Annotated in this window: 27 protein-coding genes; 17 read left to right on the forward strand and 10 right to left on the reverse strand. The window is 69.4% G+C overall.

Annotation, left to right across the window (positions count from 1 at the left end):
- Positions 1-137: 137 nt before the first annotated feature.
- On the forward strand, positions 138-1,718 hold the full coding sequence (locus AB4Z18_RS15030) for an MFS transporter (protein WP_441783543.1): 1,581 nt from the start codon (positions 138-140) through the stop codon (positions 1,716-1,718).
- Between the two features lie 220 nt (positions 1,719-1,938).
- Here the strand turns inward: AB4Z18_RS15030 and AB4Z18_RS15035 are convergent, their stop codons facing one another.
- The 3 genes from AB4Z18_RS15035 to AB4Z18_RS15045 form a co-directional block, all read right to left on the reverse strand.
- Positions 1,939-2,430: a GIY-YIG nuclease family protein gene (locus AB4Z18_RS15035; RefSeq protein WP_441784013.1), complete on the reverse strand. Its 492-nt coding sequence runs from the start codon at positions 2,428-2,430 to the stop codon at positions 1,939-1,941.
- A 92-nt stretch (positions 2,431-2,522) separates the two neighbouring features.
- A complete protein-coding gene (locus AB4Z18_RS15040) occupies positions 2,523-3,515 on the reverse strand; it encodes a class I mannose-6-phosphate isomerase (protein ID WP_441783544.1) in 993 nt (330 codons plus the stop codon).
- 10 nt (positions 3,516-3,525) lie between these two features.
- The gene (locus tag AB4Z18_RS15045; protein WP_441783545.1) at positions 3,526-4,227 is read right to left on the reverse strand and encodes a YoaK family protein; all 702 of its coding nucleotides are present in this window, start codon (positions 4,225-4,227) and stop codon (positions 3,526-3,528) included.
- Between the two features lie 33 nt (positions 4,228-4,260).
- On the opposite strand from AB4Z18_RS15045, the gene AB4Z18_RS15050 reads away from it, so the two are divergent.
- A complete protein-coding gene (locus AB4Z18_RS15050; protein WP_441783546.1) occupies positions 4,261-5,157 on the forward strand; it encodes a DUF5996 family protein in 897 nt (298 codons plus the stop codon).
- Positions 5,158-5,183: 26 nt separating this feature from the next.
- Here AB4Z18_RS15050 and AB4Z18_RS15055 read toward each other — a convergent pair whose 3' ends face one another.
- Positions 5,184-6,059 carry a helix-turn-helix domain-containing protein gene (locus tag AB4Z18_RS15055; RefSeq protein WP_441783547.1) on the reverse strand — a complete coding sequence of 292 codons (876 nt, stop codon included), beginning with the start codon at positions 6,057-6,059 and terminating at the stop codon, positions 5,184-5,186.
- A 102-nt stretch (positions 6,060-6,161) separates the two neighbouring features.
- Here AB4Z18_RS15055 and AB4Z18_RS15060 point away from each other — a divergent pair, with 102 nt between their 5' ends.
- The gene (locus tag AB4Z18_RS15060; protein WP_441783548.1) at positions 6,162-7,142 is read left to right on the forward strand and encodes an aldo/keto reductase; all 981 of its coding nucleotides are present in this window, start codon (positions 6,162-6,164) and stop codon (positions 7,140-7,142) included.
- An 89-nt stretch (positions 7,143-7,231) separates the two neighbouring features.
- On the opposite strand, the gene AB4Z18_RS15065 is transcribed toward AB4Z18_RS15060, so the two are convergent.
- Entirely contained in the window at positions 7,232-9,847 is a 2,616-nt protein-coding gene (locus tag AB4Z18_RS15065) for a right-handed parallel beta-helix repeat-containing protein (RefSeq protein WP_441783549.1), read from the reverse strand.
- A gap of 152 nt (positions 9,848-9,999) precedes the next feature.
- Positions 10,000-11,004: an aldo/keto reductase gene (locus AB4Z18_RS15070; protein WP_441783550.1), complete on the reverse strand. Its 1,005-nt coding sequence runs from the start codon at positions 11,002-11,004 to the stop codon at positions 10,000-10,002.
- 77 nt (positions 11,005-11,081) lie between these two features.
- Here AB4Z18_RS15070 and AB4Z18_RS15075 point away from each other — a divergent pair, with 77 nt between their 5' ends.
- The 10 genes from AB4Z18_RS15075 (at position 11,082) to AB4Z18_RS15120 (ending at position 20,107) form a co-directional block, all read left to right on the forward strand.
- A complete protein-coding gene (locus tag AB4Z18_RS15075) occupies positions 11,082-12,098 on the forward strand; it encodes a zinc-dependent alcohol dehydrogenase (RefSeq protein ID WP_441783551.1) in 1,017 nt (338 codons plus the stop codon).
- Positions 12,095-12,856: an SDR family oxidoreductase gene (locus tag AB4Z18_RS15080; RefSeq protein WP_441783552.1), complete on the forward strand. Its 762-nt coding sequence runs from the start codon at positions 12,095-12,097 to the stop codon at positions 12,854-12,856. Before AB4Z18_RS15075 ends, AB4Z18_RS15080 begins: the two co-directional genes overlap by 4 nt.
- Positions 12,853-13,467, forward strand: coding sequence for a bifunctional 4-hydroxy-2-oxoglutarate aldolase/2-dehydro-3-deoxy-phosphogluconate aldolase (eda, locus tag AB4Z18_RS15085; RefSeq protein WP_441783553.1), 615 nt, complete (start codon positions 12,853-12,855; stop codon positions 13,465-13,467). The genes AB4Z18_RS15080 and eda overlap by 4 nt, the downstream gene beginning before the upstream one ends.
- Complete coding sequence (locus AB4Z18_RS15090; RefSeq protein WP_441783554.1) at positions 13,464-14,414, forward strand: sugar kinase; 951 nt, start codon at positions 13,464-13,466, stop codon at positions 14,412-14,414. Before eda ends, AB4Z18_RS15090 begins: the two co-directional genes overlap by 4 nt.
- A gap of 99 nt (positions 14,415-14,513) precedes the next feature.
- A complete protein-coding gene (locus tag AB4Z18_RS15095; protein ID WP_441783555.1) occupies positions 14,514-15,887 on the forward strand; it encodes an ABC transporter substrate-binding protein in 1,374 nt (457 codons plus the stop codon).
- A gap of 1 nt (position 15,888) precedes the next feature.
- Positions 15,889-16,830 carry a carbohydrate ABC transporter permease gene (locus AB4Z18_RS15100; RefSeq protein WP_441783556.1) on the forward strand — a complete coding sequence of 314 codons (942 nt, stop codon included), beginning with the start codon at positions 15,889-15,891 and terminating at the stop codon, positions 16,828-16,830.
- Positions 16,831-16,832: 2 nt separating this feature from the next.
- Positions 16,833-17,735, forward strand: coding sequence for a carbohydrate ABC transporter permease (locus AB4Z18_RS15105; RefSeq protein ID WP_441783557.1), 903 nt, complete (start codon positions 16,833-16,835; stop codon positions 17,733-17,735).
- Between the two features lie 28 nt (positions 17,736-17,763).
- Positions 17,764-18,942, forward strand: coding sequence for a mandelate racemase/muconate lactonizing enzyme family protein (locus AB4Z18_RS15110; protein WP_441783558.1), 1,179 nt, complete (start codon positions 17,764-17,766; stop codon positions 18,940-18,942).
- The gene (locus AB4Z18_RS15115; protein WP_441783559.1) at positions 18,939-19,277 is read left to right on the forward strand and encodes an L-rhamnose mutarotase; all 339 of its coding nucleotides are present in this window, start codon (positions 18,939-18,941) and stop codon (positions 19,275-19,277) included. The genes AB4Z18_RS15110 and AB4Z18_RS15115 overlap by 4 nt, the downstream gene beginning before the upstream one ends.
- Positions 19,274-20,107, forward strand: coding sequence for an amidohydrolase family protein (locus AB4Z18_RS15120; RefSeq protein ID WP_441783560.1), 834 nt, complete (start codon positions 19,274-19,276; stop codon positions 20,105-20,107). The genes AB4Z18_RS15115 and AB4Z18_RS15120 overlap by 4 nt, the downstream gene beginning before the upstream one ends.
- Here the strand turns inward: AB4Z18_RS15120 and AB4Z18_RS15125 are convergent.
- Positions 20,092-20,874, reverse strand: coding sequence for a FadR/GntR family transcriptional regulator (locus AB4Z18_RS15125; RefSeq protein ID WP_441783561.1), 783 nt, complete (start codon positions 20,872-20,874; stop codon positions 20,092-20,094). The genes AB4Z18_RS15120 and AB4Z18_RS15125 overlap by 16 nt on opposite strands.
- A gap of 68 nt (positions 20,875-20,942) precedes the next feature.
- Entirely contained in the window at positions 20,943-21,386 is a 444-nt protein-coding gene (locus AB4Z18_RS15130) for a MarR family winged helix-turn-helix transcriptional regulator (protein ID WP_441783562.1), read from the reverse strand.
- A 69-nt stretch (positions 21,387-21,455) separates the two neighbouring features.
- Here AB4Z18_RS15130 and AB4Z18_RS15135 point away from each other — a divergent pair, with 69 nt between their 5' ends.
- The 3 genes from AB4Z18_RS15135 to AB4Z18_RS15145 are packed head-to-tail and all read left to right on the forward strand — an operon-like array spanning position 21,456 to position 24,017.
- Entirely contained in the window at positions 21,456-22,406 is a 951-nt protein-coding gene (locus tag AB4Z18_RS15135; protein WP_441783563.1) for a quinone oxidoreductase family protein, read from the forward strand.
- 59 nt (positions 22,407-22,465) lie between these two features.
- Positions 22,466-23,086 (forward strand): GNAT family N-acetyltransferase, encoded by a 621-nt coding sequence (locus AB4Z18_RS15140; protein ID WP_441783564.1) that lies wholly within the window; start codon positions 22,466-22,468, stop codon positions 23,084-23,086.
- A gap of 49 nt (positions 23,087-23,135) precedes the next feature.
- Positions 23,136-24,017, forward strand: coding sequence for a helix-turn-helix domain-containing protein (locus AB4Z18_RS15145; protein ID WP_441783565.1), 882 nt, complete (start codon positions 23,136-23,138; stop codon positions 24,015-24,017).
- A 111-nt stretch (positions 24,018-24,128) separates the two neighbouring features.
- Here the strand turns inward: AB4Z18_RS15145 and AB4Z18_RS15150 are convergent, their stop codons facing one another.
- Positions 24,129-25,184, reverse strand: a complete 1,056-nt coding sequence (locus AB4Z18_RS15150) for an MFS transporter (RefSeq protein ID WP_441784014.1) — start codon at positions 25,182-25,184, stop codon at positions 24,129-24,131.
- Between the two features lie 3 nt (positions 25,185-25,187).
- Positions 25,188-25,367 (reverse strand): hypothetical protein, encoded by a 180-nt coding sequence (locus AB4Z18_RS15155; RefSeq protein WP_441783566.1) that lies wholly within the window; start codon positions 25,365-25,367, stop codon positions 25,188-25,190.
- 169 nt (positions 25,368-25,536) lie between these two features.
- On the opposite strand from AB4Z18_RS15155, the gene AB4Z18_RS15160 reads away from it, so the two are divergent.
- On the forward strand, positions 25,537-26,358 hold the full coding sequence (locus tag AB4Z18_RS15160) for a helix-turn-helix transcriptional regulator (RefSeq protein ID WP_441783567.1): 822 nt from the start codon (positions 25,537-25,539) through the stop codon (positions 26,356-26,358).
- Positions 26,359-26,418: the final 60 nt, after the last annotated feature.

Consider the following 26,418-nt stretch of genomic DNA (forward strand, 5'->3'; position numbering starts at 1 on the left):
GTCGGGAAAGCCGGGGTTGCGAAGCGGAGGCCGCCTCCGGTACTGTAGGAGCTAACCGGAGGAACCCTCCGAACGGAGCCTCCCTCCAATTCTAGCGCCTTTCCGGCATCACCTCGAGAAACGGAAAACTCCCGACAATGTCTCGATCCCACCCTGGACTGACCTTCGCCATCCTGGCGCTCAGCGTCGGTTCCTTCGCGACCCTCCAGTCGCTCGTCGTCCCCGTCCTCCCCGTCATCCAGTCCGACCTGCACACCACCACCGCGGGTGTCACCTGGACCATGACCGCGTGGCTCATCGCCGCCGCGGTCGCAACGCCGCTGCTCGGTCGCGTCGGCGACCTGGTCGGCAAGCGCCGCATCCTCGTCCTCGCCCTCCTCGCCGTCGCGCTCGGAAGCGTGGTCGCCGCCGTAGCGCCGACCATCGGCGTCGTCATCGCCGGCCGCGTCATCCAGGGCCTCGGCGGTGCAATGTTCCCGCTCGCCTTCGGCATCATCCGCGACGAGTTCCCCGCCCGTCGACTGCCCTCCGCCATCGGCGCCATCGCGTCGATCATCGCGATCGGCAGCGGCCTCGGCACCGTGCTCGCCGGCCCGCTGGCCGATGCGCTCAGTTGGCGTGGACTCTTCCTGCTGCCTGTCGCGCTCACCGTGTCGGCGGCCGTCCTTGCCCTCATCTTCATCCCCGAATCGCCCACCCGGGCGACCGGCGGCGTGAACCCGTGGGCGGGCCTGCTGCTCTCCGGCTGGCTCATCGCGCTGCTGCTGCCGCTCAGCACCGGCGCGCAGTGGGGATGGTCCTCTCCGGTCGTGATCGGCCTGTTCCTCCTCGCGGCGATTCTCCTCGCGGCCTGGATCCTCGTCGAGCTGCGTTCGCGGCATCCACTCGTGGATATGCGGCTCATGCGCGACCCGGGCGTCTGGTCGATGAACGCGGCGGCCGTCTTCATCGGCGCGTCGATGTTCGCGGTGTTCGCCTTCTTCCCGCGGTTCGTGCAGACACCCACCTCCACCGGTTACGGCCTGGGCGCGTCCGTGGCGGAGTCGGGGATGCTGATGCTCCCGATGCTCGTGACCATGGCGGTGACCGGGTTCCTGAGCGGCCCCCTCGCCCGCTGGATCGGGTTCCGGGCGCAGATCGTCGTCTCGGCGGTGCTCATGGGCGCGGCGAGCCTGTCGCTCGCGTTCATGCACGGCTCCCTGCTGGCGGTCGCTGCAGCCTCAGGTGTGTTCGGCCTCGGCCTGGGCCTCATCTACGCGGCGATCACCAGCGTCGTCGTGCAGAGCGTGCCGGCCACGCAGACCGGCATCGCAAGCGGGATGAACGCCAACCTGCGCACGGTGGGCTCGGCGGTCGGGGCGGCCGTGATGACCGCGCTGGTCACCGGAGCCATCGCGCCGGACGGTCTCCCGGCCGAGTCCGGCTACACCGAGGGCTTCGCCACCGCAGGCATCCTGGCGTTCGCGGCGGGCATCGTGACGGTCGTCGCGGCCGGCATCATGCGGGCCGCTCGCCGTTCGGCCGTGGCTGAGGCCGAGGAACTGGTCGCCACCGCATCGGTGGAGACCCTCGAGCCCGCCACCCCCGCCATCGTCATGGCTGTGGTCTCCTCTGCGGAGGCGGAGGCGGACGAGATGGCGCGCCTCGCAGCGAAGGTCGACGGGGAGCTGCCAGTCACCGTCCACAGCGGCCGGCGCGAGAGCCTCGAGGTCGCCTGAGCGCGCCCGTCGGTTTCACGAAGGCCCGGATCCACACGGATCCGGGCCTTCGCCGGATCCGGGCCTTCACCGTCCCCGGGTCCAGCCCTCACGTGATGGTCATCGTCGGAGATCCGCCGCCTATCGTCGGAGATCCGAGCCTTTCTGCGCGGAATCTCCACCGGCACCGCGGTCCGTCGGAGACGCGGGGCACTTTCCCCGACGATGGCATCACCAGTGTTCAGCCGTGGAGCGCCGCTGCCTCGCTGCGCCAGCGGGCCAGTAACGCCCACGGCTCGCGGGCGCCCTCGCGTACGCGCTCGACGTGCTCCAGTAGCGCCGCGTCGGTCTCGAACCACTCGGTGCCCGGGATGCGCAGGTGCGCGAACTGCTCGTGCCGGCGGTGCTCGAGCATTCTGTCGCCCCGTTCGAACGCCAGCACCTCGTCGTGGGGGAGCGCGGCGAACCGCTGCGCAGGGTTCGCCGTCGTGCCGATCTTGATGCGGTCGCGGTAGCGGAGGTAGTAGACGACGTCGACCCGGGTGATGGTCGTGTCGTCCGGCGGCGGCTCGCCGACGCGCCACTCGCACACGGCGCACAGCCAGCCAGACGGATAACGCACGCCAAGCCGCGATCCGCAGAAGGCGCAGGGTGACGGCAGAACGTCGGTCACGCCGAACTCGCCGTCGACCCAGTCATGGGCCTCCAGCAGGTGCGGCAGGCACAGCGCCATCGGAGCCCCGGCGTGGGCAGAGGCCCCGCAGACGGCGCACGGGCTGGTCACCGGGTCAGCGTAACCGGAGCCGGTGACAGTGGTGACGCCGCTCAGCGCGGAGGCCGGCAGCGGATCAGCTCCAGCCGGCCGCTGAGGCCGACCGGTCCGTCGCCGTATGCGGTCAGCACGGTCGCGCCGCGACGCATGGGCAGCGATCGCGCGTCCGTCTCGAGCGTGCCCTCGCCGTCGAGCACGACCAGCACCGAGAAGGACGGCTCCAGTTCGCGGCTGCCGTCCACCGCGATGCGCTCGGCCGCGAAGAACGGGTCGGCGTCGGCCGGAAACAGGGTCTCCTCGCCCCGGCCCTGGCGCAGCGAGTGGATGCGCTCCTCCGGCGTGACCTCGCGCACAAGTCCGCCGACCGCGGTGTCGAAGTCCAGCCCGAGCAGCGCCTCCGCCTCGGTCAGGGTGCGTCGTTCCAGCAGCACCGAGAGGTCGGTGGGCTGCTGCAGCTCGACGAGGGTGACGCCCGGACCGATCGCGTGGGCGAGGCCGGCGGGCACCAGGAGGGTGTCGCCTGCGGTCAACGGCACCCGGTTCATCGCGTCGAGCATGGCGTCCGCGTCCTGCCCCGTCCACCAGGCCCGCACCTCGTCGGGCGATACCGGCCGCCGGAAGCCGAGGGATGCGTAGGCGTCGTCAGCCGCGTCGATGATCGCCCACGCTTCCGTCTTCCCGAGCGGGCTCGAGAGGTGGCGCGCGGCGAAGGCGTCGTCCGGGTGGTAGTGCACGAACAGCCGTTCGGCGGTGTCCAGGAGCTTGACGAGCAGCATCGTGCGGGCGCCGAACCGCTCGACGTGCCGCTCGCCCAGGAAGAAGACCGGGTCGGCGGCGACGGCATCCCGCAGCGTTCGGCCGTCCGGGAGAACGGTGAGGCCGACGCCCCGGCCCGCGAAGACCTCCGTGGTGGAGCCGACGAAGTCCTCCGGCGTGAACGGGCTCGGCTGGGCGGTACCGCGGAAGCGGGCGATGCCTGCTCCGCCGCGGTAGGGGCGGTCGAGAGGCTGGTTCGGGCCGAGAAGGATCGGTGTCGGAGTGCTCACGGTCAGAAATCTAGTCGTGCACCGGATGCGCGGCGCGCGTCTCGTGGGCCGCGAGGTGCCCGACGACTGCCGCGGCCCCGGTGACGACCGTGGCGAGACCGAGCGGGAACGCGATGCCGAGCCGGAGCAGCAGCGCTCCGACCAGCGCGCCGACGGCGATGAGCACGACGGCGGCCGCGCGCCTCCGCCACGGCTGGCCGCTGCCGCCGGCGAGCACCGAGTCCGCGGCGAGTCCGGTGATCGTGGAGGTGACGACGACCGTCGTGACATCCTTCACGGCGAGATGCCGCGCGACCGCCGCCTGGAACCCCATCGCGGCCGCGAGCAGCGTCGTGATCGCCAGCTCCCACGGCTTCGGGGGAACGCCTCCCGTGATCGTCGTCACGGTGGTGAGCACCGCCAGCGCGGCCGCCACCGCGGTGAACGACCAGCTGGTCCGGGTGTTCCAGCCTGTGCTCTCGCGCCGCAGGGTACGGCCACCGACGACGGCGCCGGCCATGAAGGCGACCAGCGCGATCAGCGGCCCCACCCACGGCAGCCCCTCTGCACCCACCAAGGCCATGCCGAGGATCACCACGTTGCCGGTCATGTTGCCCGCGAACACCTTGTCCAGCCCCAGGTAGCCCACCGCATCCACGATCCCCGTGGAGAAAGTGAGCGCGAGCATCAGCACCAAGGTCATGTCTCGTTGCCGGTTGTCCATCTCTGCCATTCGTCGCCTCCTGCGCTGGATAGGATCTCACGTGTGCGGACCGAGCTCACCGTCGCCTCCTGGCAGGCCACCCGCGACACCCTCCATCTGTGGACGCAGGTCGTCGGCAAGATCCGGATGGCGCTGACCCCGCCGGTCAATCACTGGTGGCACGTCACGCTGTACCTGAGCGCGCGGGGCCTAAGCACCGGGCCGATACCCGTCGCGGGCGGGATCCTCGACATCGAGTTCGACTTCCTCGAGCACGAACTGGTGCTGCGCACGAGCGACGGCGGCCGGCACAGTTTCCCGCTGGCGGGGAAGTCGGTCGCGCAGTTCTACGAGGAGACCCTCGCCGCGCTCGGCAGCCTGGGCGTGGATGTGTCCATCCACCCGGTGCCGAACGAGGTGGAGGTGGCGATCCCGTTCGCGGACGACACCACGCACTGCACGTACGTCCCCGAGCAGGCGCAGGCGTTCTGGCGGCAGCTGATCGACGCGCAGCGCCTGTTGCAGCGTTTCCGCTCCGGGTTCGTCGGCAAGGTGAGTCCGGTGCACTACTTCTGGGGCGCGATGGATCTGGCGGTCACCCGGTTCTCGGGGCGGACGGCGCCCGCGCATCCCGGCGGCGTACCGAACTGCCCGGACCGCGTGATGGTCGAGGGCTACTCGCACGAGATCAGCAGCGCCGGATTCTGGCCGGGCGGTGGTGCGGAGGGCGCGTACTACTCCTACGCGTACCCGGCTCCCGCCGGATTCGCTGAGGCGCCGGTGCCCGATGGCGCGTTCTTCAGCGAGGAGTTCGGCGAGTTCCTGCTCCCGTACGAGACGGTGCGGCGCTCGCCGGACCCGGACGCGCTGGTGCTGGAGTTTCTGGAGGCCACCTACGCCGCGGCCGCCCGGCTGGGGGAGTGGCCGCTGGCGCAGGGGGCGCCCCGCGGGCGAGCGTGAGAGCGCTCCGCGTCCAGACCGTGCGCTCAGACCTGGCGATCGGCAGACGCTGCCGACGCCGCCAGGCTGCCGAGCAGTCGGAGGCCGTCGTCGGAGGGTGAGCCAGGCTCGGCCGTGAAACCGACGAATTGGAGCCCGGGATCGGTGGCGAGCTGCATCGCCTCGTAGAACAGGTCGAGGTCGCCGACCTCGGGATGCCGGAAGCGCTTGATGCCCGCGAGATGCACCCGCACATCGTGCGCACGCCAGAGTCTCTGGAAGTCCGGACTGCGGTCGTTCAGCTCGTCGATCAGTTCGTGGAGCCCCGCATCCCACGGAGTGCGGCCGGAGGCTGCACGCAGGAGGGCGACGAGCTGTTCCGCCGAGTCGTCCCAATCCCGGTAGGCGACACGAGCGCGTGGATCGAGGAAGACGAACCGCGGGAAGTTCGCGGTGTGCTCCCCGGGCACGAAGAGCTCAGAGAAGAGGGCGCGGCCCAGGGCGTTGCTCGCCACGATGTCCATGCGCGTGTTCTGGACGATCGCGGGAAAAGCCGTCATCGCATCCAGCAGCCGCTGCGTACCCGTGCCGACCTGCTGCGCGCGGGTGGCCGGGCGGCGTCGCTCGGCCCGGGGCCCCAGATTCGCGGCACGGACCAGGTCACGGAAATGGTCGTGCTCGGCCCGATCGAGCCGGAGCGCCCGGCTGATGCCGTCGAGCACGCTGTCCGAGATCCCGGTCGCGTTGCCGCGCTCGAGACGGACGTAGTACTCGACACTGATCCCGGCGAGCAAGGAGACTTCTTCGCGGCGGAGCCCTGGCACCCGCCGGCGCCCTCCGAAATCCGGCAGGCCCACATCGGCCGGCGTCAGCCTGGCCCGGCGCGACGTCAAGAACTCGCGGATGTCGGTTCGCGCATCCATGTGACGAACCTACGTCACACCGGGGCTCGGGAGGGGGTCACCGTCATTAACCCTGTCGAGCGTGACTGGCTCGTACGGACGCGGGGTCGTTGACTCGTACCCATGAAGAACGCACACATTGGCGGCCTTACCGTCTCGCGCATCGGCCTCGGCGCGATGACCATGGCCGGAACGTACACGTCCGAAGGCGGCCTCGACGACACCGAATCGATCCGCACCATCCGCCGGGCTCTCGATCTGGGTGTCACGCACATCGACACCGCCGAGATCTACGGCCCGTTCCATAGCGAAGAGGTGGTCGGAAGGGCGATCGCCGGTCGGCGCGAGGATGTCGTGGTCGCCACCAAGTTCGGCCTGGTCTCGCACTCCGGGGGAGGCCCGGGCACGACAGACAGCAGCGCGGCGAACGTCAAGGCCGCGGTCGAGGGCTCTCTGAAGCGCCTCGGCACCGACCACATCGACCTGTACTACCAGCACCGCGTCGACCCCAAGACGCCCATCGAGGAGACCGCGCAGGCGGTGGCGGACCTGGTCGCCGAGGGCAAGGTCCTGCACTTCGGCCTGTCGGAAGCCGGTCCTGCGACCATTCGTCGCGCCCACGCCATCCACCCCGTGACCGCTGTCCAGACCGAGTACTCGCTGTGGACGCGCGATGTGGAGGAGGAGATCCTCCCTCTCCTCCGAGAGCTGAACATCGGCTTCGTGCCGTACTCGCCGCTCGGGCACGGACTGCTCACCGGCCGGATCCGGACCGTAGAGGACTTCGCCGACGACGACTGGCGCAAGACCAATCCACGATTCGTCGGCGAGAACTTCACCCGGAATCTGGCGATCGTGGACGAGGTGACACGCATCGGCGCTGAAGCGGGAGCGACGCCCGCCCAGACCGCCCTCGCCTGGCTCCTCACCCGCGGCACCGACATCGCTCCCATCCCCGGGACACGGCGGGTGGCGCGCGTCGAGGAGAACATCGCCGCCGACGCGATCGAACTGACGCCGGACCAACTCGCCCGGCTGGATGCGCTGACCCCGGCCTCCGGAGCGCGTCACGACGAGCAGAACATGGCGTCCATCGATCGGTGAGCAGAAACGAAGGAGGGCGACGGACCGTTCGGCCCGTCGCCCCCGCTGTCGTCAGCGCTCCAGGATTCAGCGCTCCAGGATTCAGCGGATCACGGCGTGATCGTGAACCCGTCGAACTGGTTGATCGCCGACTGCGTGACGTCGTGCGAGGTCGAGAAGAGCCCCGCATCCTGCGTCACCGCGGCCGAGGCCAGCGCGACCGGCGACCCGATCGGCACATAGTTCGCGCCGTCGTACGAGTACGACGCGGTGAACGACGAGCCGCTCCGGGTCAGCTGCACCCAGATCGGGCGGAACACGTCCACGGAGGCCTTCGCCTCCGAGTCCAGGTAGCCGTCGCCGTTCGCATCCCACTCGAAGACGACCCCGTTGCGGGCGGTGACCGCGACGACCGCGTAGCCGGCGGAGGCGCCCGCCTTCGTGATGTCGTTGCGGACCATCACACCGGACTTCGCGGAGGCGTTGGCGTCGTTCACCGACACCACCCGGGCCGAGACGCTCGACGCCGAACCGAACGAGTCGTCCTTGTAGATCGCGCCGAACTGGTCGGAGTGCTGACCGCCGGCGCCCCACACGTCCGCTCCGGCCGCGGCGATCCCGAACGCTCCGCCCGCCTGCCCGAAGTACGAGCTGACGGCCGAGGCCCCGGTCGTGGCGAATCCGGCACCCACCGGCGCGGTCACCGGGCACCCGGTGAAGCCGAACTGGTTGGCGTTGAGCGAGGTGCGGTACTGAGGCGCCACCCCGGCTGCGCAGATCACGTCTCGAGCACCCTGCGGCCAGTTCGCGCCGGTGACCTTGACGTTGTTGATCAGCTTGTTGTTGTGCGCGGCCGCGTTAGGCGCCGAGACGCCACCGGAGTTGTACCAGTTGTTCTGGATGGTGTTGTCGCTGGTGTTGTTCCGGAGGCTGGAGGCGTTGGTGAAGACGAACGAGCCGCCCTGCACCACGTTGTTCTCGTAGGTCAGCGAGCGCGATCCCTCATCGAGGTACAGGCCGACTCCCGAGATGTTGAACAGGTAGTTCTTGTCCACGACGCTGCCCGGGCTGGCGGACAGGTTGTACACAGATCCGCCGTCCGCGAAGCGGGCCTTCGTGTTGTGCACGAGGTTGCCCTCGACGCGGTTGTCCTTCAGCGTCGTCGGGGTCGTGTAGAGGGTGTTCCACTTGTAGTAGCCGCGGTCGACGTAGTCGTTCGAGCCGCCCGCGTCGTTGATGCCCCAGCCGTAGCCGGTGTCGATGCCGTCGTACGGCACGTTGGACACCTCGTTGTGCAGGATCTGCGCGTTCGTCACGTAGGTGCTCAGGATGCCGCTGTTGTCCTTGTAGTCCACCGACACGTGGTCGATCGTGTTGTCCTGGATGCGGATGTCCTGGTTGGTCATCCGCACATCGCTCGGGTGGTGCGCATCCGGCAGTACTCCGCCGACGGCGACACCGTGCCCGCTGTCCTCCGTGAACCGGTTGCCGACCACGTCGATGCTGCTTGCTCCGTAGCCGACGCCGGTGACCGTGGCGTTGGCATCGTTCCCGATGCCGAGCGCCGTGGAGCCCAGGTTGGTGAAGGTGTTGCCGGTGAAGGAGATGTGGCTGGCCGCCGAGACCTGGACCGCTGACGGCTCCTGGAACCAGCTGGTGCGCGCGCGCTCGAACATCTCGCAGCCGCGGGAGCAGCTGGTGAACGCGTCGGCGGGCCGGTAGTCGTACGTCCCCTTCAAGAACAGCCCGTTCTGCTGGTCGGCGTAGCCGTCGGTGGACGGGCCGAGCCAGGAGGTTCCCGAGAACTGGATGCCCTCGAACGACAGTCCGCTGACCGGCTTGTCGTACGTGCCGCCGATGCTGATCAGCGACTGCAGGCGCGGCAACTCGATGTCGAGCTTGTTCGGGTCGACGCCCGCGGCGGGCTTGTAGTAGAGCTTCCCGCCGCTCGGGTCGATGTACCACTGGTTCGTCTGCGTGAGGAAGGCGAGCGAGTTGTCGAGGTACCAGCTGGGGCCGGCGAGGAAGGATCTTTGGACGGTGTCCCAGCCCCAGGTGTTGTTGTCCCAGGCCGGCTGCGCCATGGTGATCTCGGTGGGGCTGATGCTCTGTACGGGCGAATACCGGTTGGTGAAGTCGCCGAGCGACTCGAACTCGATGCGTCCCTGGTCCGGCAGGTTTGCCAGGGAGGCGAGGGCGGGGTTCTTGATCGTGAGTCCCGTGGCGGTCGGGGTGACGTCGGCGTTGGCGAGCCGGATGGCCGCGCGGGGCGCGATGGTGCCGTTCACGTAGAGCTGCCGGGTATCGAGCCCGGAGGGCGTCGGGGCCTCCCAGATGCCGGCGCCTGCGTCGGACTGCGACCATCCGGTGACGTCCGAAGCTCCGCTGATGACGGGGTGGGCGCCCGGGGCGGCGGTCCAGTGGACCGTGTTCGTGCCTCCGCCGTCGCCCGCATCGAAGCTCAGCGGCTTGGAGAGGCGGTAGGTGCCGTCGGCGAGCTGGACGGTCACATCCCCGTGCTTGATGGAGGGACGGAGGACATGCTGTGCGCGTTCGAGCGAGCACGGCATGCTCTGGCTGCAGTGCCCGGCGTCCTTACCGTCGGGTGCTGCGTAGAAGATGGTCGATGGAGCGGCTTCCGCCTTGAGCGGGATGAGCGCCGACGCGATGACGACGCCTGCGCCGAGGAGTGCCAGCAGTGCCGACCTCCCCTTTCGCCTCGTCATCGAACGCCCCGTTTCTGACGTCAATGTCATGTTGGATCGCTTCCTGTCGTGGGGAGCGTCGATGCCCCCGCAACAGAGTTATCATACGTATGACGTTTACAGCAAGAGACGTATGACGTTTACAGCAAGAGACGTATGACGTTTGCGTTCGCTCAGCGCCTCGCGTCGGTCCGAGCCGGGTCGGGAGCAAGGCCGGAGGCGTCCAGTTCCTCCCAGAGCGACTCGGGAATCGCCGCCCTGTAGCGGTCGATCGTGCTGTTCACGTGTGCTGCGGTGCGCATCCCCGTCACGACCGACACGACAGCGGGATGCCTCAGCGGGTACTGGATGGCAGCCGCCGGAAGGCTCACCCCGTGCCGTGCGCAGACCTCGGCGACGCGGACGGCGCGATCGACGACGGCCTCTGGAGCTGTGCCGTAGTCGAACTTTGCGGTCCGGTCGACGGTCTCGCTGCTCAGCAGCCCCGAGTTGTACACGGCCGCGGCGACGACCCCGACCCCACGTTCCTGCGCCAGCGGCAGGAGATCGTCGAGCGCCGACTGGTCGAGCAGGGTGAAACGGCCGGCGACCATCACGACATCCACGTCGGTGCGCCGGACGAACTCGGCGAGCATCGTCGACTGGTTCATTCCCGCGCCGATGGCTCTGACGACCCCCGCGTCCCGCAGTTCGATCAGGGCGTCGATGCCGGTGGTGGATGCCGCCTGCCAGTGCTCGTCGGGGTCGTGGAGGTAGGCCATGTCGAGGTGATCGGTGCCGAGTCGCCCGAGCGACTCCTCGACCGAACGGCGGATGCCGTCGCGGCTGAAGTCCCAGACCCGCGTGGTCGCGGCCGGGACGAGGAACCCGTCGTCGTCGAGCCGGTCAGCTGTTTCAGGGCTGTCGACGAGCAGCCGCCCGACCTTCGAGGAGAGAGCGATCGTGTCGCGCGGAACCTCCCTCAGCGCGGCGCCGAGGCGGCGTTCGGACAGTCCCAACCCGTAGTGCGGGGCCGTGTCGAGGTAGCGGATCCCGCCCTCGAGGGCGGTGGACACGGCCGCCGCCGACTCCTCGTCGGTGGTCTCGCGGAAGAGGTTGCCGAGCTGCGCGGCTCCGAATCCGAGTTCGGTGAGCTCGGTCCCGGTGCGCAGGGCGCGGGTGGGCAGGGGCTGAATCATTGCGGCAGTCTATTCCACTCAGCATACGTATTATGTTTGGATACCCACGAGAGTTTCGAAGAAGGGACACCCCGGCGATGTTGGCGGCGAACTATGTAGGCGACCGGACGATCACGATCGAGGAGCGCGAACCACAACCCCTGAATCCCGGGGAGGTGCGCCTCGCGGTCGCCTACGTGGGCATCTGCGGGACCGACCTCCACGTCTTCCACGGAGACATGGATTCGCGGGTCACCATGCCCGCCACCATCGGGCACGAGATGTCCGGGACCATCGTCGAACTCGGGCCGGAGGTCGACGGCTGGGCGGTCGGCGATGCCGTGACGGTCATGCCGCTCGACTGGGACGGCACCTGCCCGGCCTGCCTCGCCGGCAACCAGCACATCTGTCAGAACCTCGACTTCATCGGCATCGACAGCGCGGGCGCCCTGCAGGAGCTGTGGAACGTGCCGGCGTCGACCCTCGTCCGGCTCCCCTCCGGCGTCTCGCTCCGGGATGCGGCGCTCGTCGAGCCGGTCGCGGTGGCCGTCCACGACGTCCGCCGTTCCGAACTCGCGCCCGGCGACAAGGCGGTCGTCATCGGCGCCGGCCCCATCGGGGTCCTCATCGCCACCGTCGCCGCGGCGTTCGGGGCGGAGGTCGTGGTCGCCGAGATCGATCCCAATCGCCGGGCCGCTGCCGAGGAGATGGGGCTGCGCACGCTCGACCCGTCGGCGGTCGACCAGGTGGCCTGGGTGGAGGAGTGGACCGGAGGGGCCGGGGCGGACGTCGTCTTCGAGGTCTCCGGCGCCGCGGCAGCAGTGCTCGGGGCGACCTCGCTGGCGAAGGTTCGCGGCACGCTCGTGGTGGTCGCCATCCACTCGCAGCCGCGCCCGATCGACCTGCACCGCCTCTTCTGGCGGGAGCTGCGCATCCTCGGCGCCCGGGTCTACGAGCGTCGCGACTTCGAGCGCGCCGTCGAGCTGGTCGCCGCGGGCGAGATCCCGGCCGACCGCCTGATCACCCGCGTCGTGCCTCTGCCCGAGGTCGCGTCGGCGTTCGAGACGCTCGAAGCCGGGCAGGCCATGAAGCTGCTCGTGGAGGTCGCACGATGACCGCATTCGACCTCACCGGCCGACTCGCGGTCGTCACCGGCGCCAAGCGCGGGATCGGGTTCGCGATCGCCGAGGCGCTCGCCGAAGCCGGGGCGGACATCGTGGGGGTATCGGCCACGCTCGACCCGGCGTCGTCCGCGATCGGCGACCGGGTGCGCGAGTTGGGGCGGAGCTTCGAGGGCCACCGGGTCGACTTCGCCGACCGTGCGCAAGTGATAGAGCTGGCTTTGCGTCTGGGGACGCAGGAGCGACCCGTGGACATCCTCGTCAACAACGCGGGAACGATCCGCCGCGCGCCCGCGGCCGAGCATCCCCTCGACTGGTTCGACGAGGTGCTCGAGGTCGACCTGACCAGCGGGTTCGTGCTCAGCCAGGCGCTCGGCGGCCGGATGCTGCAGGAAGGCGGCGGCCGGATCGTCTTCACGGCGTCGCTGCTGTCCTTCCAGGGCGGCATCACCGTTCCGGGCTACGCCGCGGCGAAATCGGGGGTCGCAGGTCTCGTGCGCGCTCTCTCGAACGAGTGGGCGGGACGCGGCGTCACCGTGAACGGCATCGCCCCGGGCTACATCGCGACGGACAACACGCAGGCCCTCCAGGACGACCCGGAACGGTCGCGCGCCATCCTCGACCGGATCCCGGCGGGCCGCTGGGGGAGCGCGGAGGACATCGGGGGAGCGGCCGTCTTCCTCGCCTCCGACGCCGCGCGCTACATCTCCGGAGCGATCCTGCCCGTCGACGGCGGCTGGCTCGGGCGATGATCGCATTCGAGCCGATCCTCCCGGTCGTCGTGATCGACGACGCGGACGCCGCCGAGAGCCTCGGCCGTGCGCTCGTCGCCGGAGGCATCCGGCAGGCCGAGGTCACCCTCCGAACGCCCGCGGCCCTCGACGCCCTGCGCAGGATGGGCGCGGTGCCCGGGCTGCGGGTGGGCGCAGGAACCGTGCTGGAGGCCGACCAGGCGGAGGCCGCGATCGACGCAGGAGCGTCGTTCGTCGTGAGCCCGGGGCTGGCCGACGCGGTCATCGCGGTCTGCGCCCGGCGGGGCGTGCCCGCGGTGCCGGGCGTCGTCACGGCCACCGAGGTCATGCGCGCCCGCGCTCTCGGGCTGCGCACTCTGAAGTTCTTCCCGGCCGAGGCCTCGGGAGGCCGCGCCGCGGTCGCTGCGCTGTCCTCCGTGTTCCCGGAGATCCGTTTCGTCCCGACCGGCGGCATCGACGCGGCGCGCGCCGCGGAGTACCTCGCCCTGCCGTCGGTCGTCGCGGTCGGCGGAAGCTGGATGGTGCCGCGAGCCGCCCTCTCCGCGCGCGACTTCGCGGCGATCGAGTCGCTCTGCCGCCACGCGGTCCAGGCGGTCGAGGCCGCACCATGAGCGGCCACGTCCTCACCTTCGGCGAGACGATGGGGCTGTTCCGCGCGGCGGAAGTCGGAAGCCTCGCCGACATCGACACGGCGCGGATCGGGACAGGCGGAGCGGACAGCAACGTCGCCATCGGCCTCAGCCGGCTCGGGATCGCGACGGCGTGGGTGGGCCGGGTCGGCGCCGACGGCCTGGGGCGGCGGGTGGTGCGGGACATCCTCGGCCAGGGGGTGGATGCGCATCCGGTCGTGGACGCCGACCATCCCACCGGCCTGATGGTGAAAGAGAAGCGGACTCCGCACACGACGAAGGTCTGGTTCTACCGCTCGGGCAGCGCCGGCAGCCGACTCGAGCCCGGCGACATCGATCGGCGGTTGATCGAGACCGCGGCGCTCGTGCACGTCACAGGCATCACGGCGTCGATCTCCGACTCCGGGCGGGAGACCGTCCACCGCGTGCTCGAGATCGCACGAGAGAACGGCATCCCCGTCTCCTTCGACGTGAACCACCGCAGCGCGCTGTGGACGACCGGCGATCCGGCGGAGGTGTACCGCGATATCGCGGCCAGGGCGGATGTGATCTTCGCCGGCGACGACGAGGCGGCGCTGCTGCTCGGCCGGCCGGATGCCGACGCCGCAGCGACGGTGGAGGGGATGCGGGAGCTGGGGCCCTCCACGGCGGTCCTCAAGCGCGGAGCGCTCGGCAGCCTCGCTTCCGACGGGGGCGCGCTGGTCGAGCATCCGGCTCTTCGCGTCCCGGTCGTGGACACCGTCGGCGCAGGCGACGCCTTCGTCGCGGGCTTTCTCGCCGGCCGCCTTCGTGGCGAGAGCCTGGGCGACTGCCTCACCACGGCCAACGCCTGTGGCGCCTTCGCGTGCATGGGCTGGGGGGACTGGGAAAGCATGCCTCGTTCGGAGGAACTGGAGCTGCTCGGCGACGGCGATCCGGTGTCGCGCTAGCCGCCCCGACGCGCTGTTGGCAAACATCATACGTATGCCCTATAGTCAGAACACGCCTCCTCGGAGTCGTCAACGAAGTCGACAAGACAAGGACATCTCATGGTCGGAATCCACACTGTGGTGCGTTCACGCCGTACGTCGGTGCTGACCGTCGCCGCACTTGGCGCCGCGACGGCGCTCCTGGCCCTCACCGGTTGCAGTACCGGTGGGAGCTCGGCGAACGGGTCGTACGGCTTTCCCGAAGCCAAGCAGGACACCTCCTCGACGATCACCGTCTGGGTGGACGCGGACCGTCAGGCCGCGGCGAAGGCATTCGAGAAGGCGAACCCGGACACCAAGATCAAGGTCGTCACCTACGACGGCTCCGCGAACGGGTCCAACTCGTTCCGCACGAAGATGCAGCTGTTCGACCGGGCCGGAAGCGGCTGGCCGGACGTGGTCTTCTCCAGCCAGAACAACGACGCCGCTTGGGCCAGCCAGAAGAGCAACGGCAAGCAGGCGTTCGCGGCCGTTCTCGACAAGGGCCTCGTGCCCAAGGACACCCTCGACAACTTCACCGAGGGCGCCCTCAACCCCTGCACCGTGAACGGGCAGGTGTACTGCCTCCGCAACGACCTCGCGCAGGCGGTGCTCTGGTACGACAAGGCGCAGCTGGACAAGTTCGGCTACACCGTCCCCACGACGTGGGAGGAGTACCAGGCCCTCGGCGAGAAGGTCGCCAAGGAGCACCCCGGCTACATCATCGGCACCGCCGGAGACGCGTGGACGCCCGAGGTGTTCATGTGGGCCAGCAAGTGCCAGGCCAACGACATCACCGGGCCGAAGTCCGTCACGGTGAAGACCGACAGCGACGAGTGCGCACGTGCGGCATCCCTGCTCGACACCCTTCGCGAGAACGGCACCGTGCCTGCGATCAGCGTCTTCACCCCGGAGTTCGTCAAGAGCTACGCGGGCAAGGTCCTGATGATGCCCGGCCCGGCGTGGTACGCGGGCGCCATCTTCAACAACCCGCAGTCGCTCAACGTGCCCGCCGGTGAACTCGGTGTGGCTGCGCCCCTGCCGTGGAAGGGCGAGGACAAGGCCGTCACCGGAAACGTCGGCGGCGGAACCTGGTTCATCTCCAGCCACTCCAAGAACCTGAAGGCCGCCGAGAAGTTCGCGCAGTTCGTCACGACCTCCGACGACTACCAGGTGAACGTCGCTCCCGGATACCCGGCCTACGCTCCCGCCGCCAAGAAGTGGGTGGAGAAGCAGGAGGCGAGCAAGTACTTCGCCACGTCGCTTGCTCCCGTCGCCACCGCGGCCTCGCAGGTGTGGGACGGCTGGGGCTACGGCATCTTCAGCCAGGAGGCCGTCTGGGCGAAGACGATGACCCCGGCCATCTCCGGTGGCAAGACGATCAAGGAGCTGCTCCCGACCTGGCAGCAGGCGATCGAGAACCAGGCCAAGGTCGACGGATACAAGGTGAACTGACATGACCCTCGCTCCTCCGAGCGACCAGCTGACCGCCGGCGCCTCCGCGCGCCGGCGGTCGGCCCGGCGGAGCAGCCGGGCGCCAGGACGCACGCCCATCGGCTACGTCTTCGTCTCGCTCTACGCCCTGCTCGCCATCGCCTTCGGCATCATCCCCGCGCTCTACGCGGTGCTGCTCGCCTTCACCAACGCCGACGGCGGATTCGCCGGCTTCGACAACTTCATCAAGGTCGTCACCGACTTCCGGTTCTGGCCGGCGGTGCTCCACGTCACCATCTACCTCGTGATCTGGCTGATCAGCCTGGTGATCTTCGTAGTACTGCTCGCGCTGGTAGTGCACGCCCTCCGGGTCCGCTGGGCCAGCACGACGCTCCGCTTCGTCTACTACCTCCCCGGCGCCCTGGCGGGTGCGTCGAGTGTGCTGCTCTGGCTGTTCGTGCTCGACCCGACCGCGAGCCCGGTGAGCGGGCTGCTCCGGCTGATGGGGCTGAACAGCTTCGTACAGGTCATCCAGCCCGGCAACCTCCCGGCGATCTTCGCGATCATCGCCTTCTGGACGGGCGCGGGCGGCTGGATCGTCATCATGTACGGAGCGCTGAACAACATCAGCACCGACATCCTCGAGGCGGCGCGGATCGACGGCGCGAACGCCGCGCAGATCGCCATCCGCATCCAGCTGCCGATGCTGCGCAAGTGGATCGCCTACATGGGCGTGATGTCGCTGGCGGCGGGCACGCAGCTCTTCGTCGAACCGCAACTCCTCAGCCAGGCGAGCAACGCGGTGGTGCCCAACGACTACTCGCTGAACCAGCTCGCCTACCAGTACGCGTTCCAGCAGAACGACTTCAACGGCGCTGCCGCGATCTCGCTCCTCCTGCTGATCGTCGCGCTTCTGCTCTCCTGGGTGTTCGTCACCCGCGGCGGCCTCTTCGAAAAGGAATGACAATGACTGCACTCACCGGCGAGCGTCGCCGCGCGAGCCTCCGCGGGTGGAGCGGCCGCACCATCGCCGGCGTCGTCCTGGCCGTCTTCGTCCTGTTCTTCGCCATCCCGATCGTGTGGCTGCTGTTCGCCGTCACCAAGTCGTCCAAGGCGCTCATCGTGGACAACCCGTTCGCGATCGGATCGTGGGCGGACTTCACGGCGAACTGGAACCAGCTGTTCGGCTTCCAGGACGGCGCCGTCACCCTGTGGATCGGCAACTCGGCGCTGTACTCCATCGGCGCGCTCGTGATCACCCTGCTGGTGAGCATCCCGGCCGGATACGCCCTGGCTCTCACCGAGTTCCGCCTGCGGAAGGCGCTTCTCGTGCTGACCCTGGTGGTCATGCTGATCCCGAGCACCGCCCTGGTGCTGCCGATCTTTTTGGAGCTCAACACGGTCGGCCTGATCGGGAGCCCGCTCTCGGTCATCCTGCCGATGTCGTTCTTCCCGTTCGGCGTATACCTGACCTACATCTACTTCTCGACGAGCATCCCGCGGGACCTCCTGGCCGCGGCACGCATCGACGGCTGCACGGAGTTCCAGGTGTTCGCCCGGGTGGCGCTGCCGCTCGCCGCGCCGGTCGTCGCCCTGGTCGCGTTCTTCAGCTTCGTGCAGAACTGGAACAACTTCTTCCTGCCGTTCGTGATGCTGCCCTCGAGCGACGGGTACCCCGTCCAGGTCGGCCTGACGTCGCTGCTCGCCGCGACCCCCGCGTTCAACCCCAGCTCGGCGGGATCCGACTCGGTCCAGCTGCCCACCCTGGCGCTGGCGACCATCGTCTCGATCCTCCCCGTGCTCATCGTCTTCCTCTTCTCCCAGCGCTTCCTCGTCGCGGGCATGACGGCGGGAGGAACCAAGGAATGATCACGCCCGCACCGAAGGAGAACCGCCCATGAAGATCACCGGCTACCGCAGCCTGACCACCGTCCACGACTGGGGACGTGTCACCGGCGACGTCAACGGGGTCCAGGTCGGCAACACGACGCCCGTCCCCGTGCTCATCCTCGAGACGGACAGCGGTCTGGAGGGTGTCGGGCTCGGCGCCCACGATGACATCGCCCGGGTCTTCCCCGCGGTCGAGGGCGAGGACCCGCGTGCGGTCGTCGCGCTCTACGACCGCATGCTCGACTGGGTCTTCAAGGCCGGCCACTCCGGCTCCACCTTCGGGACGATCGGGGCCATCGACATGGCGCTCTGGGATCTGAAGGCGAAGGCGGCGGAGGAACCGCTCTGGCGGACGCTCGGCGCCCGTGAGCGCTTCGTGCCCGGCTACGCGTCGGGGCTCGAGTACGGGCAGACCGACGAAGAGCTGGCCGAGCTGTACGGGCGGTTCGCCGACCGCGGATTCAAGGCGGGCAAGCTCAAGGGCGGTCGCGATCTCGACCGCGACCTCCCGCGGCTGGAGATCATGCGGGATGTGCTGAGCCGCAACTCCCGGCATCCCGCGATCATGTTCGACGTGAACGAGTCGTGGAACCACGCACAGGCGGCGAGGTATGTCGGCGCGATCGAAGAGCGCCTCGACCTGACCTGGGTGGAGGAGCCGCTGCGCCGGTGGGATGCGGCGGGGATGGCCGCGCTGCGCGGCAAGATCAAGGCGGCCGTCGCCAGCGGTGAGAACCTCACCGGGTTGGAGCAGTACCGTCCGCTCCTGGATGCCAATGCCGTCGACGTCGTCCAGGTCGGTAACGTCTGGGGGATCACGCACTTCCTCCGTGTCGCCACCCTTGCGCACGGGCACGATCTGCCCGTCAGCCCGGTCGCCTACAACGCCAACCCGATCGCGCACGCGGCGGCCGCCGTGCCGAACCTCCTGACGCACGAGGTGCAGGACCTCGCCTTCCCCCGGGGGCTGGATGTGGACCAGACGTTCGACGACGGAGGCATCGTCCTCGGCGACCGTCCGGGGCTCGGGATCATCGTCGACGAGTCACTGCTGACGGCCGCAGGCGCCCAGGGTGCTCCGCCTGCGACCGGGCCGCATATCCGGCCCGAGCGGGCGGCGCTGCGCCTGGTCGCCGAGCCGGACGTGAACGACGACCCGACCGTGCCGGTGAGGACCGTTTCGTGAGCGGGGAGCCGCAACGGTTCGCCTTGGTCGTCGGGGTTCGGCCGGAGAAGCGGGAGGAGTACCTCGAGCTCCACCGCGCCGTGTGGCCCGGGGTGGAGGCGAAGCTGACGGAGTGCAACATCCGCAACTACAGCATCTTCGTCTTCGGCGACATCCTCTTCGCCCACTACGAGTACATCGGGGAGGATCACGCAGCCGACCTGCGCCGGATCGGCGAAGATCCGGTGTCGCAGGAGTGGTGGACGCACACCGACCCGTGCCAGGTCAGGATCGCCGAGGAGCGCGACCCGGGGGCGCTCTGGCAGCCCATCGACGAGGTGTGGCGCCAGCGATGACGGGACGCATCGACGCTCACGTGCACCTCTGGAACCGCCGGACCGATCCGCAGGACTGGATCGACCCGGCCAGGATGGCCGCGATCGACCGCGATTTCGGCGGCGACGAGCTGCGCGCGATGCTGGCGGCCACCGGGATGGACCGGGCGATTCTCGTGCAGGCGAGCAACAGCCTGGCGGAGAGCGAGCGGCTCTCGCGATCCGACCCGGCCGTCGTGGCTGGGCTGGTCGCCTGGGTGGACCTGACCGGCGATGTCGCTGCGCAGCTCGCCCGCGTGCGGGCGGGCACAGTTCCGGTCGTCGGCGTGCGGCATCTCGCGCACATCGATCCGGACCCCGAATGGCTGCTCCGGGATGACGTGTCGCAGGGTCTCGCGGCGCTCGGTCGCGAGGGGCTCGCGTTCGACCTCGTCATCCGCGACTGGCAGCTCGGGCAGGCCGCAGACCTGGCTGCCCGACACGACGGCGTCCGTTTCGTGCTGGACCATCTCGGCGGTCCGCTCGCGGAGGACGCCGACCCGGCGCGCTGGGAGGCAGGGCTCCGCGAGCTCGCGCGCCGGCCGAACGTGACGGCCAAGGTGTCCGGCCTGAGCTCCGGCCTCGCGCCTGGCGAGTGGTCGGCGGAGGACCTGCGGTCGGTCGTCGAGGTCGCCGTCGATGCCTTCGGCACGGACCGTCTGCTGTACGGCTCCGACTGGCCGCTCGCCGAACTGGGCGGCGGCGCCCCGGCCTGGCGGGAGGCGTTCGACATCCTCACGGCCGGGTTCTCGGCAGCGGAACGCGACGCCGTCCTCGGCGGGACGGCCGCGAGGGTCTACTCGGCGGCCTGAGCCTTCGTGCTCTTGCGCGTGCGGGGCGCGTGGTCGGGAAGGCGTCGGCGCTCCCACGAGACGTGGATGTGGTCGTGCATCGCCTTCTCGGCTGCCGCCGGATCGTTGCCCGCGATGGCCTCCACGATCGCCGCATGCTCGTCGAGCGTCAGGGCGACCGCATCCGGCGGGTTGATGCCCTGGTAGCGGCTGGACTCGACGGCGCGCTTGTACAGGTGCTTGGCGATGTTCTCGGCGAGCCGGTTGCCCGAGATCTCCATCAGCGCGTAGTGGAAGACCACGTCCGCCTGCCGGAAGGAGTCGGTCTCCGACTCGCTCTCGCGCATCGCGGTGAGCGCGTTCTCGAGGCGGCGCAGCTCCTCCGACGAGTGGGAACGGGCGACAGCTCCCGCCATCGCCGATTCGAGGCTCGCGCGGACGACCGTCAACTCGTCGAGCACACCGAGGCTCTCGTCGTTGTCGATGAGGGCCGAGAGGACGATCGGATCGAGCATGTTCCAGTACCCGGGCGCCTGCACCTGCGTGCCGCGTCCCTGGGAGACGATGACGAGTCCCTTCTCCTCCAGGCGCTTCACCGACTCGCGGAGGACGGTCCGGCTCACGCCGAAGTGCTCGCTGAGCGGGCCTTCCGGCGGCAGGAGGTCGCCCTCGTTGAGCTGACCGGTCACGATGATCTCGACGAGCTCGGCGACGACCGCCACTCCGAGCCGCTCGGCGGGCAGCCGCTGCGGGATGAGCCGTGTCGCGGCCGTGGAGTCTGGCGTCATAGGTATGACCTTAGCGCGCGGCAGTCGGCAATGGCCGTGGGTTCGACGTCCGTCATGCGGCCAGGGCCTTACAGAGTGGAGCGTCGCCGTTCTGCTTCGGCGGTGAGGAGCCGGGCGGTCATGGCCGTCCACTGCGTCCGCTCGGCATGGTCCAGCGTCGTGAAGAACTCGCGCATGTCCTCTTCGAATCGCGCGTTGGCCGCGTCGATCAGCGCGCGACCGGGAGGCTCCAACCGGACCCGCACGGCGCGCCCGTCGCTCTCGTGCTGGATGCGGCTGACCAGTCCCCGGCGTTCGGCGCGGATCACCAGGCCGCTGACGCTGGACTTGTCCAGCCGCAGGTGCGTGGTGAGGTCGTTGATCGTGGGTTCGCGGTCCCTCAGGATGCCGAGCAGGCGCGCCTGCTGCATGGACATCCCGGCCTCGGCGGCCCGTTCTTGCAGGCGCTCGCTCGTCTCGAAGGAGAGCTGCGCGAGAAGCTCGAGCGCCGTCCGGTGATCTTCCTCGCTCATGAACCCAGTCTAGCGATAGTCCGCAACGCGTACTATATTAGTGCGTAACACGTACTAACAGGAGGTCTCGTGGACACCATCGAAGCAGCCCTCGTCGAGTCGTTCGGCGAATCACCGCGGTACCGCTCCATCCCCGCACCCCGCGCGGAAGCCGGGCGCGAACTGGCCGACGTGCTCGCCGTCGGCATCCACCCGGTCACCAGGGGCATCGCCGCGGGGCGGCACTATGCGAGCTCCGGCGTGCTTCCTCTGGTGCCCGGAATCGACGGCGTCGTCCGGCGGGCGGATGGCTCGCTCGCCTACGTCGGCGGTGTCGGCGGCACCATGGCGAAGCGCATCCTGATCGATCCGGGCAGGGCCGTCGCGCTGCCTGAGGATGCGGACCCGGCGACCGTGGCCGCATCCATGAACCCCGCCATGTCGTCCTGGGTCGTCCTCACCTCGCGGGTGCCGTTCGCCGAAGGGCAGTCGGTGCTCGTTCTGGGCGCCACCGGGGCCGCAGGCTCGATGGCCGTCAAGGCGGCACGTCACCTCGGGGCGGGGCGCGTCATCGCGGCCGGACGCGACGCCGGACGACTCGACCAGTTGCTCGCGGAGGGAGCGGACGACCGGGTGGTGCTGTCTTCCGATGAGGAGGCGACCGCCACCTCGATCGCGGACGCCGCGGCGGACGTCGACATCGTTCTCGACTATGTGTGGGGTGCGCCGGCCGAGCGCGCCATGCTGGCGATCCTGAGCGCGCGTCGCGACCACACCCAGCTGCTCGACTGGGTGCACGTCGGGGGGATGGGCGGCCCTGCCATCACTCTGGACGGCGCGTGGCTTCGGTCGAACGCGCTTCGCGTCAGCGGAAGCGGGCTCGGCTCCGCCGACCTCGGCAAGGCGCGGCTGCCGGAACTCGCCGCGGCAGTCGCCTCCGGCGTTCTCGCGATCCGGCCCCGCGTCGTCGCGCTGAGCGACATCGAGGAGGCGTGGGAGCACTCGGATGCCCGGGGCGAGCGGACGGTCGTCATCCCGTGAACTGATCGGCTCGGTCGGGCCCGTACTACTGCCCGGAGTCCGGTTGTCCTATCCTCGGCGTGACCCGCACGCGAGAGGAGGCATGGATGACGGCCGTCTACTCGAAGGGGCCCGTGCCCATCCAGCTTCGGACAGCGGAGTTCGTCCTCCGCCCGATCACCGAGGAGGATGCGGAGAGGGACCATGCCGCCGTGATGGAGTCGCGCGACTATCTGCGGCTGTGGGAGCAGTCGTCGTGGCCGGATGACGACTTCACCGTGGAGGCGGACCGCGAAGACCTCGCCGGACTGGAAGCGCGCCATGCCGAGGGAAGGGCGTTCACGTTCACGGTGCTCGATCCGGACGGCGACGAGTGCCTGGGATGCGTCTACGTCTTTCCGCCGGGCGCCACGTTCCTCGCGAAGTCCACGGTGACTCCTCTCGGACCAGAGCGCTGGGCCGACCTCGACGTCGTCGCCTACTTCTGGGTCCGTCGAAGCAGGATGGGGACGGGGATGGATGAGCGCCTGCTCGACGCCCTCCGGAACTGGTTCGCCCAGGAGTGGGCGGTGCACAGTTTCGTCTTCGTCACGAACGAACAGTTCGTGCAGCAGGTGGAGCTGCTCCGTGGGGCGGGCCTTCGGCTCAGGTTCGAGTTGCGGGAGCCGGGCAAAGCGGGGACCTTTCTCGCCTTCGGCTGAGAACCGTGCCGGGGGGAATGACCGTCGTCGTTGGGCGGTTCGCTACTCCATGACCCTGACTCTCCCCGTCACTCGCGCGGTGACCCCCGAGCCGGCCACCATCGGCGAGCTGGGGCGGATGCTGGCTCGGCTCGAGTGGACGCTGCTCGACTTCAGCCGGCGTGAGCTGGTCGCCGGAGCTCTCGCGGCGATCCCCGGCGGGAACGTGCGCTTCCACTACGTGGTCGAGGGGGCGGTCGAGGTGTCGGGCGGCGACTCGCCGCTGCGGCTCGCTGCGGGCGACTTCCTGATGCTGCCCCGGGCCGGCGCCCACCGCATCCTCGCCACGGAGGAGACGGTCCTCGCTTCCGGTGAGCTGGAAGCGGCGACCGCCGCCGGCGTGCCGTTCGTCCTCGCGCTGCCCGAGCTGCTCGTCGCCTGCGGTTTCGTGGTGCGCGAACCCCACATGGGACCCCTCATCGAGACGTTGAGTCACGAATACGGCGGGATGCGCGCCGGCACCTGCGTGATGGCCAGCCGGATCGCGACGATCATCGCCTCCGCGGCGGTGCGGGCCTGGGCCGAGAACGGCTGCGCGCCGGACCAGTGGCTGGTGCGCGTGAGCGACCCGCACATCGCACGCGCCCTCGCTGCGATGCAGCAGTCACCGGGCGAGCAGTGGACGGTGGATCGGCTGGCCCACGTGGCCAGCGCTTCGCGGACCGTGTTCGCCGAACGCTTCCGCGAAGTCGTCGGCGACTCCCCGAGCCGCTATCTCACCGGGCTCCGGATGGATCAGGCCAAGCAGCTGTTGGGTGACGGCCGGCTCAGCGTCGGCGAGGTCGCGCTGCGGCTCGGGTACGGGTCGGACGTCGCCTTCAGCCGCGCCTTCCGCCGCCACACCGGGACCAGCCCGGCAAGCTGGCGTCGCGAGTCGGCGATGGCGTCATAACAAGCGGAATCCCTCGTCTATCTCGGTGAGGAGCGAGCGTGCCCGCAGTGCGATCGTCCTCGAGCCGCCCTGCCGGTTTCCCTTGCCCGGCAGGGCGGCTGCTTCCGCCGTTTAGAGCGCCTTGCGTCTCCGTGCGGAGCCCAGCAGGACACCGCCGAGGACGGCGACCACGCCCCCGGTGACCAGCGCCGCCTTCACGCCTGCTCCGTCGACGAGCACCCCGCCGACCGCGGCACCGAGCGCGATCGCCAGCTGGAAGGCCGCGACGACGAGTCCGCCGGCGGCCTCCATCCGCTCCGGCTCCACGCGAGCCGCCCAGGTCTGCACGAGCGTCGGGACGCCGCCGAACGCGAAGCCCCACAGCACGACGGCAGCGAAGGCGAGCGGCACGAAGTCGGGGACCAGGGCGAACACCGTCACCGCAGTTCCCAGCACGGCCGGCATCACGACCAGGGCCGTCCGCAGCCGTCGGTCGGACACGATTCCGGCGATGATGTTGCCGGCGAAGCCGCCGAGGCCGTACGCCGCCAACAGGATCGCCAGCCCGCCTGCGGTGAGGCCCGGGATATCGGCGGCACCCAACCGGATGTAGGTGAACCCGGCGAAGTGTCCGCCCGCGAGCAGCGCGATGCCCAGCAGCCCGACGATCATGACCGGCGCGCGCACGGCGGCCAGGAGCGTCCGCACGCCGGACCCCTTCGCCGGGGCCACACGCGGAAGAAGCAGGATCTGCGCCACCGCGGCTGCGACGGACATCGCCGCGACGAGGAGGAAGACGGCGCGCCATCCCCAGAGGGCGCCGAGGAAGGCGCCGAGCGGTACGGCGACCACCGTCGCCAGCGAAACGCCCGTGTTGACGATCATCATGGCCCGTCCGAGATGCTCGGCGGGCACCAGCTGCGCGGCGACCGCGACCGCCATGGACCAGAAGCCGGAGATCGCGACGCCGAGAAGCACTCGAGCCACCAGCAGCAGCCAGAACTGCGGAGCCACGGCAACGAGGATGTTCGAGACCGCAGCGAGCACCGCGAGCCCGACAAGCAGGATGCGCCGGTCGAGCCGGGGGAACAGGGGCCCGATCGCCGGCCCCGCGATCACACCGATGAGTGCCGTCGCGGTGACCGCCTGCCCGGCCGTTCCCTCGCTGACGCCCAGCCCCGAGGCGATCGGCTACAGCAGGCTCGCCGGGAGGAACTCGCCGGTGACGAGCGCGAAGACTCCCACCATGAGGGCGACCACGCCGCCCCAGGATGCGTGGCGCTCCGGTGTCGGGGCGGCGGAGCGGGCGGACGCGGCGGAGACCGCGGGGACGGACGACGTATCGGAGGGGGAGGACGTTTCGACGCTCATCCTTCGATCGTGGTCGGCTGCACGCGGCTGCGCCGAACCGATCGTCCGGGGTGCCTGATCCTCCGTCCGGAATCCCGGCGCGCGAGCACGATCACCCGTCCTGAATTCAGGATGCTCAGAATGATCGCTTCTCACATTCGGACTACGCCCGGACGCTAAAGTTTGTGCCGTGACCTCAGAGTTGGGCGAATTTCTCAAGTCGAGCAGAAGTCGCACCAGTCCGGCCGATGTCGGCATTGCCGTGGGCGGTCGACGGCGCGTTGCGGGGCTGCGACGCGAGGAAGTTGCGCAAATCATCGGCGTCAGCGTTGACTATTACTCTCGGCTCGAGCAAGGACGGGAGCTCTCCCCATCTGCGCAGGTTGCCGATGCACTGGGCAGGGCGTTTCTGCTTGACGAACACGGGTTGGCTCATCTCTATCGGTTGGCTCGGCTCACACCGAGGCGGGGTCCCGCGACGACGAACGTGGTCGATCCGACCCTGTGGGCATTGATGACGGAGTGGGCCGAGTATCCGACTGTCTTGCTCGGGCACGCCTTCGACGTCATTGCGGCAAACTCCCTCGCTGAAGCGCTCTTCCTAGGATTCCCGCCGAGGAGGAACCTCATCGAGTCGATGTTTCTCGACTCCGCATCGCACGCCCTGTATCGAGACTGGACAGAGACGGCTGCCAACACCGTTGCTGGGTTCCGGCTCCTCCACGCCGCACAACCGGACGACACGCGGATTCGAGATGTGCTTCAGCGGCTCGAATCGGGAAGCCCGGAGTTCCGGTCGATGTGGTCCGATCATTTGGCTCGGGGGCGACGCCTGGCCGTGAAGCGACTACGGCATCCTGTTGTCGGCGACCTCGAACTACAGATTCAGACCTTCGACGTACGCAGCGCGCCTGGGCAGGAATTGATCGTCTACCGGGCCGAACCGGGAACAACCTCGGCTGCTGCCCTCGCCCGACTCGGTCGGTCCCTCACCTCCTCACAGGCTGACTGACCGCCCCTGGGGGGTGCCGTACACCGGGGTTCGTTGCGACCTTCCTTAGCCGTGCAACGC

It is taken from the genome of Leifsonia sp. 2TAF2, assembly GCF_052115085.1.
Lineage (GTDB): Bacteria > Actinomycetota > Actinomycetes > Actinomycetales > Microbacteriaceae > Leifsonia.

Bases quoted from the DNA above. Each gene is read 5' to 3' on its own strand.
- AB4Z18_RS15065 (WP_441783549.1), bottom strand. From the start codon at position 9,847: ATGACGAGGCGAAAGGGGAGGTCGGCACTGCTGGCACTCCTCGGCGCA.
- AB4Z18_RS15060 (WP_441783548.1), top strand. From the start codon at position 6,162: ATGAAGAACGCACACATTGGCGGCCTTACCGTCTCGCGCATCGGCCTC.
- AB4Z18_RS15070 (WP_441783550.1), bottom strand. From the start codon at position 11,004: ATGATTCAGCCCCTGCCCACCCGCGCCCTGCGCACCGGGACCGAGCTC.
- AB4Z18_RS15075 (WP_441783551.1), top strand. From the start codon at position 11,082: ATGTTGGCGGCGAACTATGTAGGCGACCGGACGATCACGATCGAGGAG.
- AB4Z18_RS15125 (WP_441783561.1), bottom strand. From the start codon at position 20,874: ATGACGCCAGACTCCACGGCCGCGACACGGCTCATCCCGCAGCGGCTG.
- AB4Z18_RS15055 (WP_441783547.1), bottom strand. From the start codon at position 6,059: ATGGATGCGCGAACCGACATCCGCGAGTTCTTGACGTCGCGCCGGGCC.
- AB4Z18_RS15155 (WP_441783566.1), bottom strand. From the start codon at position 25,367: ATGAGCGTCGAAACGTCCTCCCCCTCCGATACGTCGTCCGTCCCCGCG.
- AB4Z18_RS15090 (WP_441783554.1), top strand. From the start codon at position 13,464: ATGAGCGGCCACGTCCTCACCTTCGGCGAGACGATGGGGCTGTTCCGC.
- AB4Z18_RS15095 (WP_441783555.1), top strand. From the start codon at position 14,514: ATGGTCGGAATCCACACTGTGGTGCGTTCACGCCGTACGTCGGTGCTG.
- AB4Z18_RS15105 (WP_441783557.1), top strand. From the start codon at position 16,833: ATGACTGCACTCACCGGCGAGCGTCGCCGCGCGAGCCTCCGCGGGTGG.
- eda (WP_441783553.1), top strand. From the start codon at position 12,853: ATGATCGCATTCGAGCCGATCCTCCCGGTCGTCGTGATCGACGACGCG.
- AB4Z18_RS15080 (WP_441783552.1), top strand. From the start codon at position 12,095: ATGACCGCATTCGACCTCACCGGCCGACTCGCGGTCGTCACCGGCGCC.
- AB4Z18_RS15100 (WP_441783556.1), top strand. From the start codon at position 15,889: ATGACCCTCGCTCCTCCGAGCGACCAGCTGACCGCCGGCGCCTCCGCG.
- AB4Z18_RS15035 (WP_441784013.1), bottom strand. From the start codon at position 2,430: ATGGCGCTGTGCCTGCCGCACCTGCTGGAGGCCCATGACTGGGTCGAC.
- AB4Z18_RS15110 (WP_441783558.1), top strand. From the start codon at position 17,764: ATGAAGATCACCGGCTACCGCAGCCTGACCACCGTCCACGACTGGGGA.
- AB4Z18_RS15145 (WP_441783565.1), top strand. From the start codon at position 23,136: ATGACCCTGACTCTCCCCGTCACTCGCGCGGTGACCCCCGAGCCGGCC.
- AB4Z18_RS15130 (WP_441783562.1), bottom strand. From the start codon at position 21,386: ATGAGCGAGGAAGATCACCGGACGGCGCTCGAGCTTCTCGCGCAGCTC.
- AB4Z18_RS15030 (WP_441783543.1), top strand. From the start codon at position 138: ATGTCTCGATCCCACCCTGGACTGACCTTCGCCATCCTGGCGCTCAGC.
- AB4Z18_RS15045 (WP_441783545.1), bottom strand. From the start codon at position 4,227: ATGGCAGAGATGGACAACCGGCAACGAGACATGACCTTGGTGCTGATG.
- AB4Z18_RS15120 (WP_441783560.1), top strand. From the start codon at position 19,274: ATGACGGGACGCATCGACGCTCACGTGCACCTCTGGAACCGCCGGACC.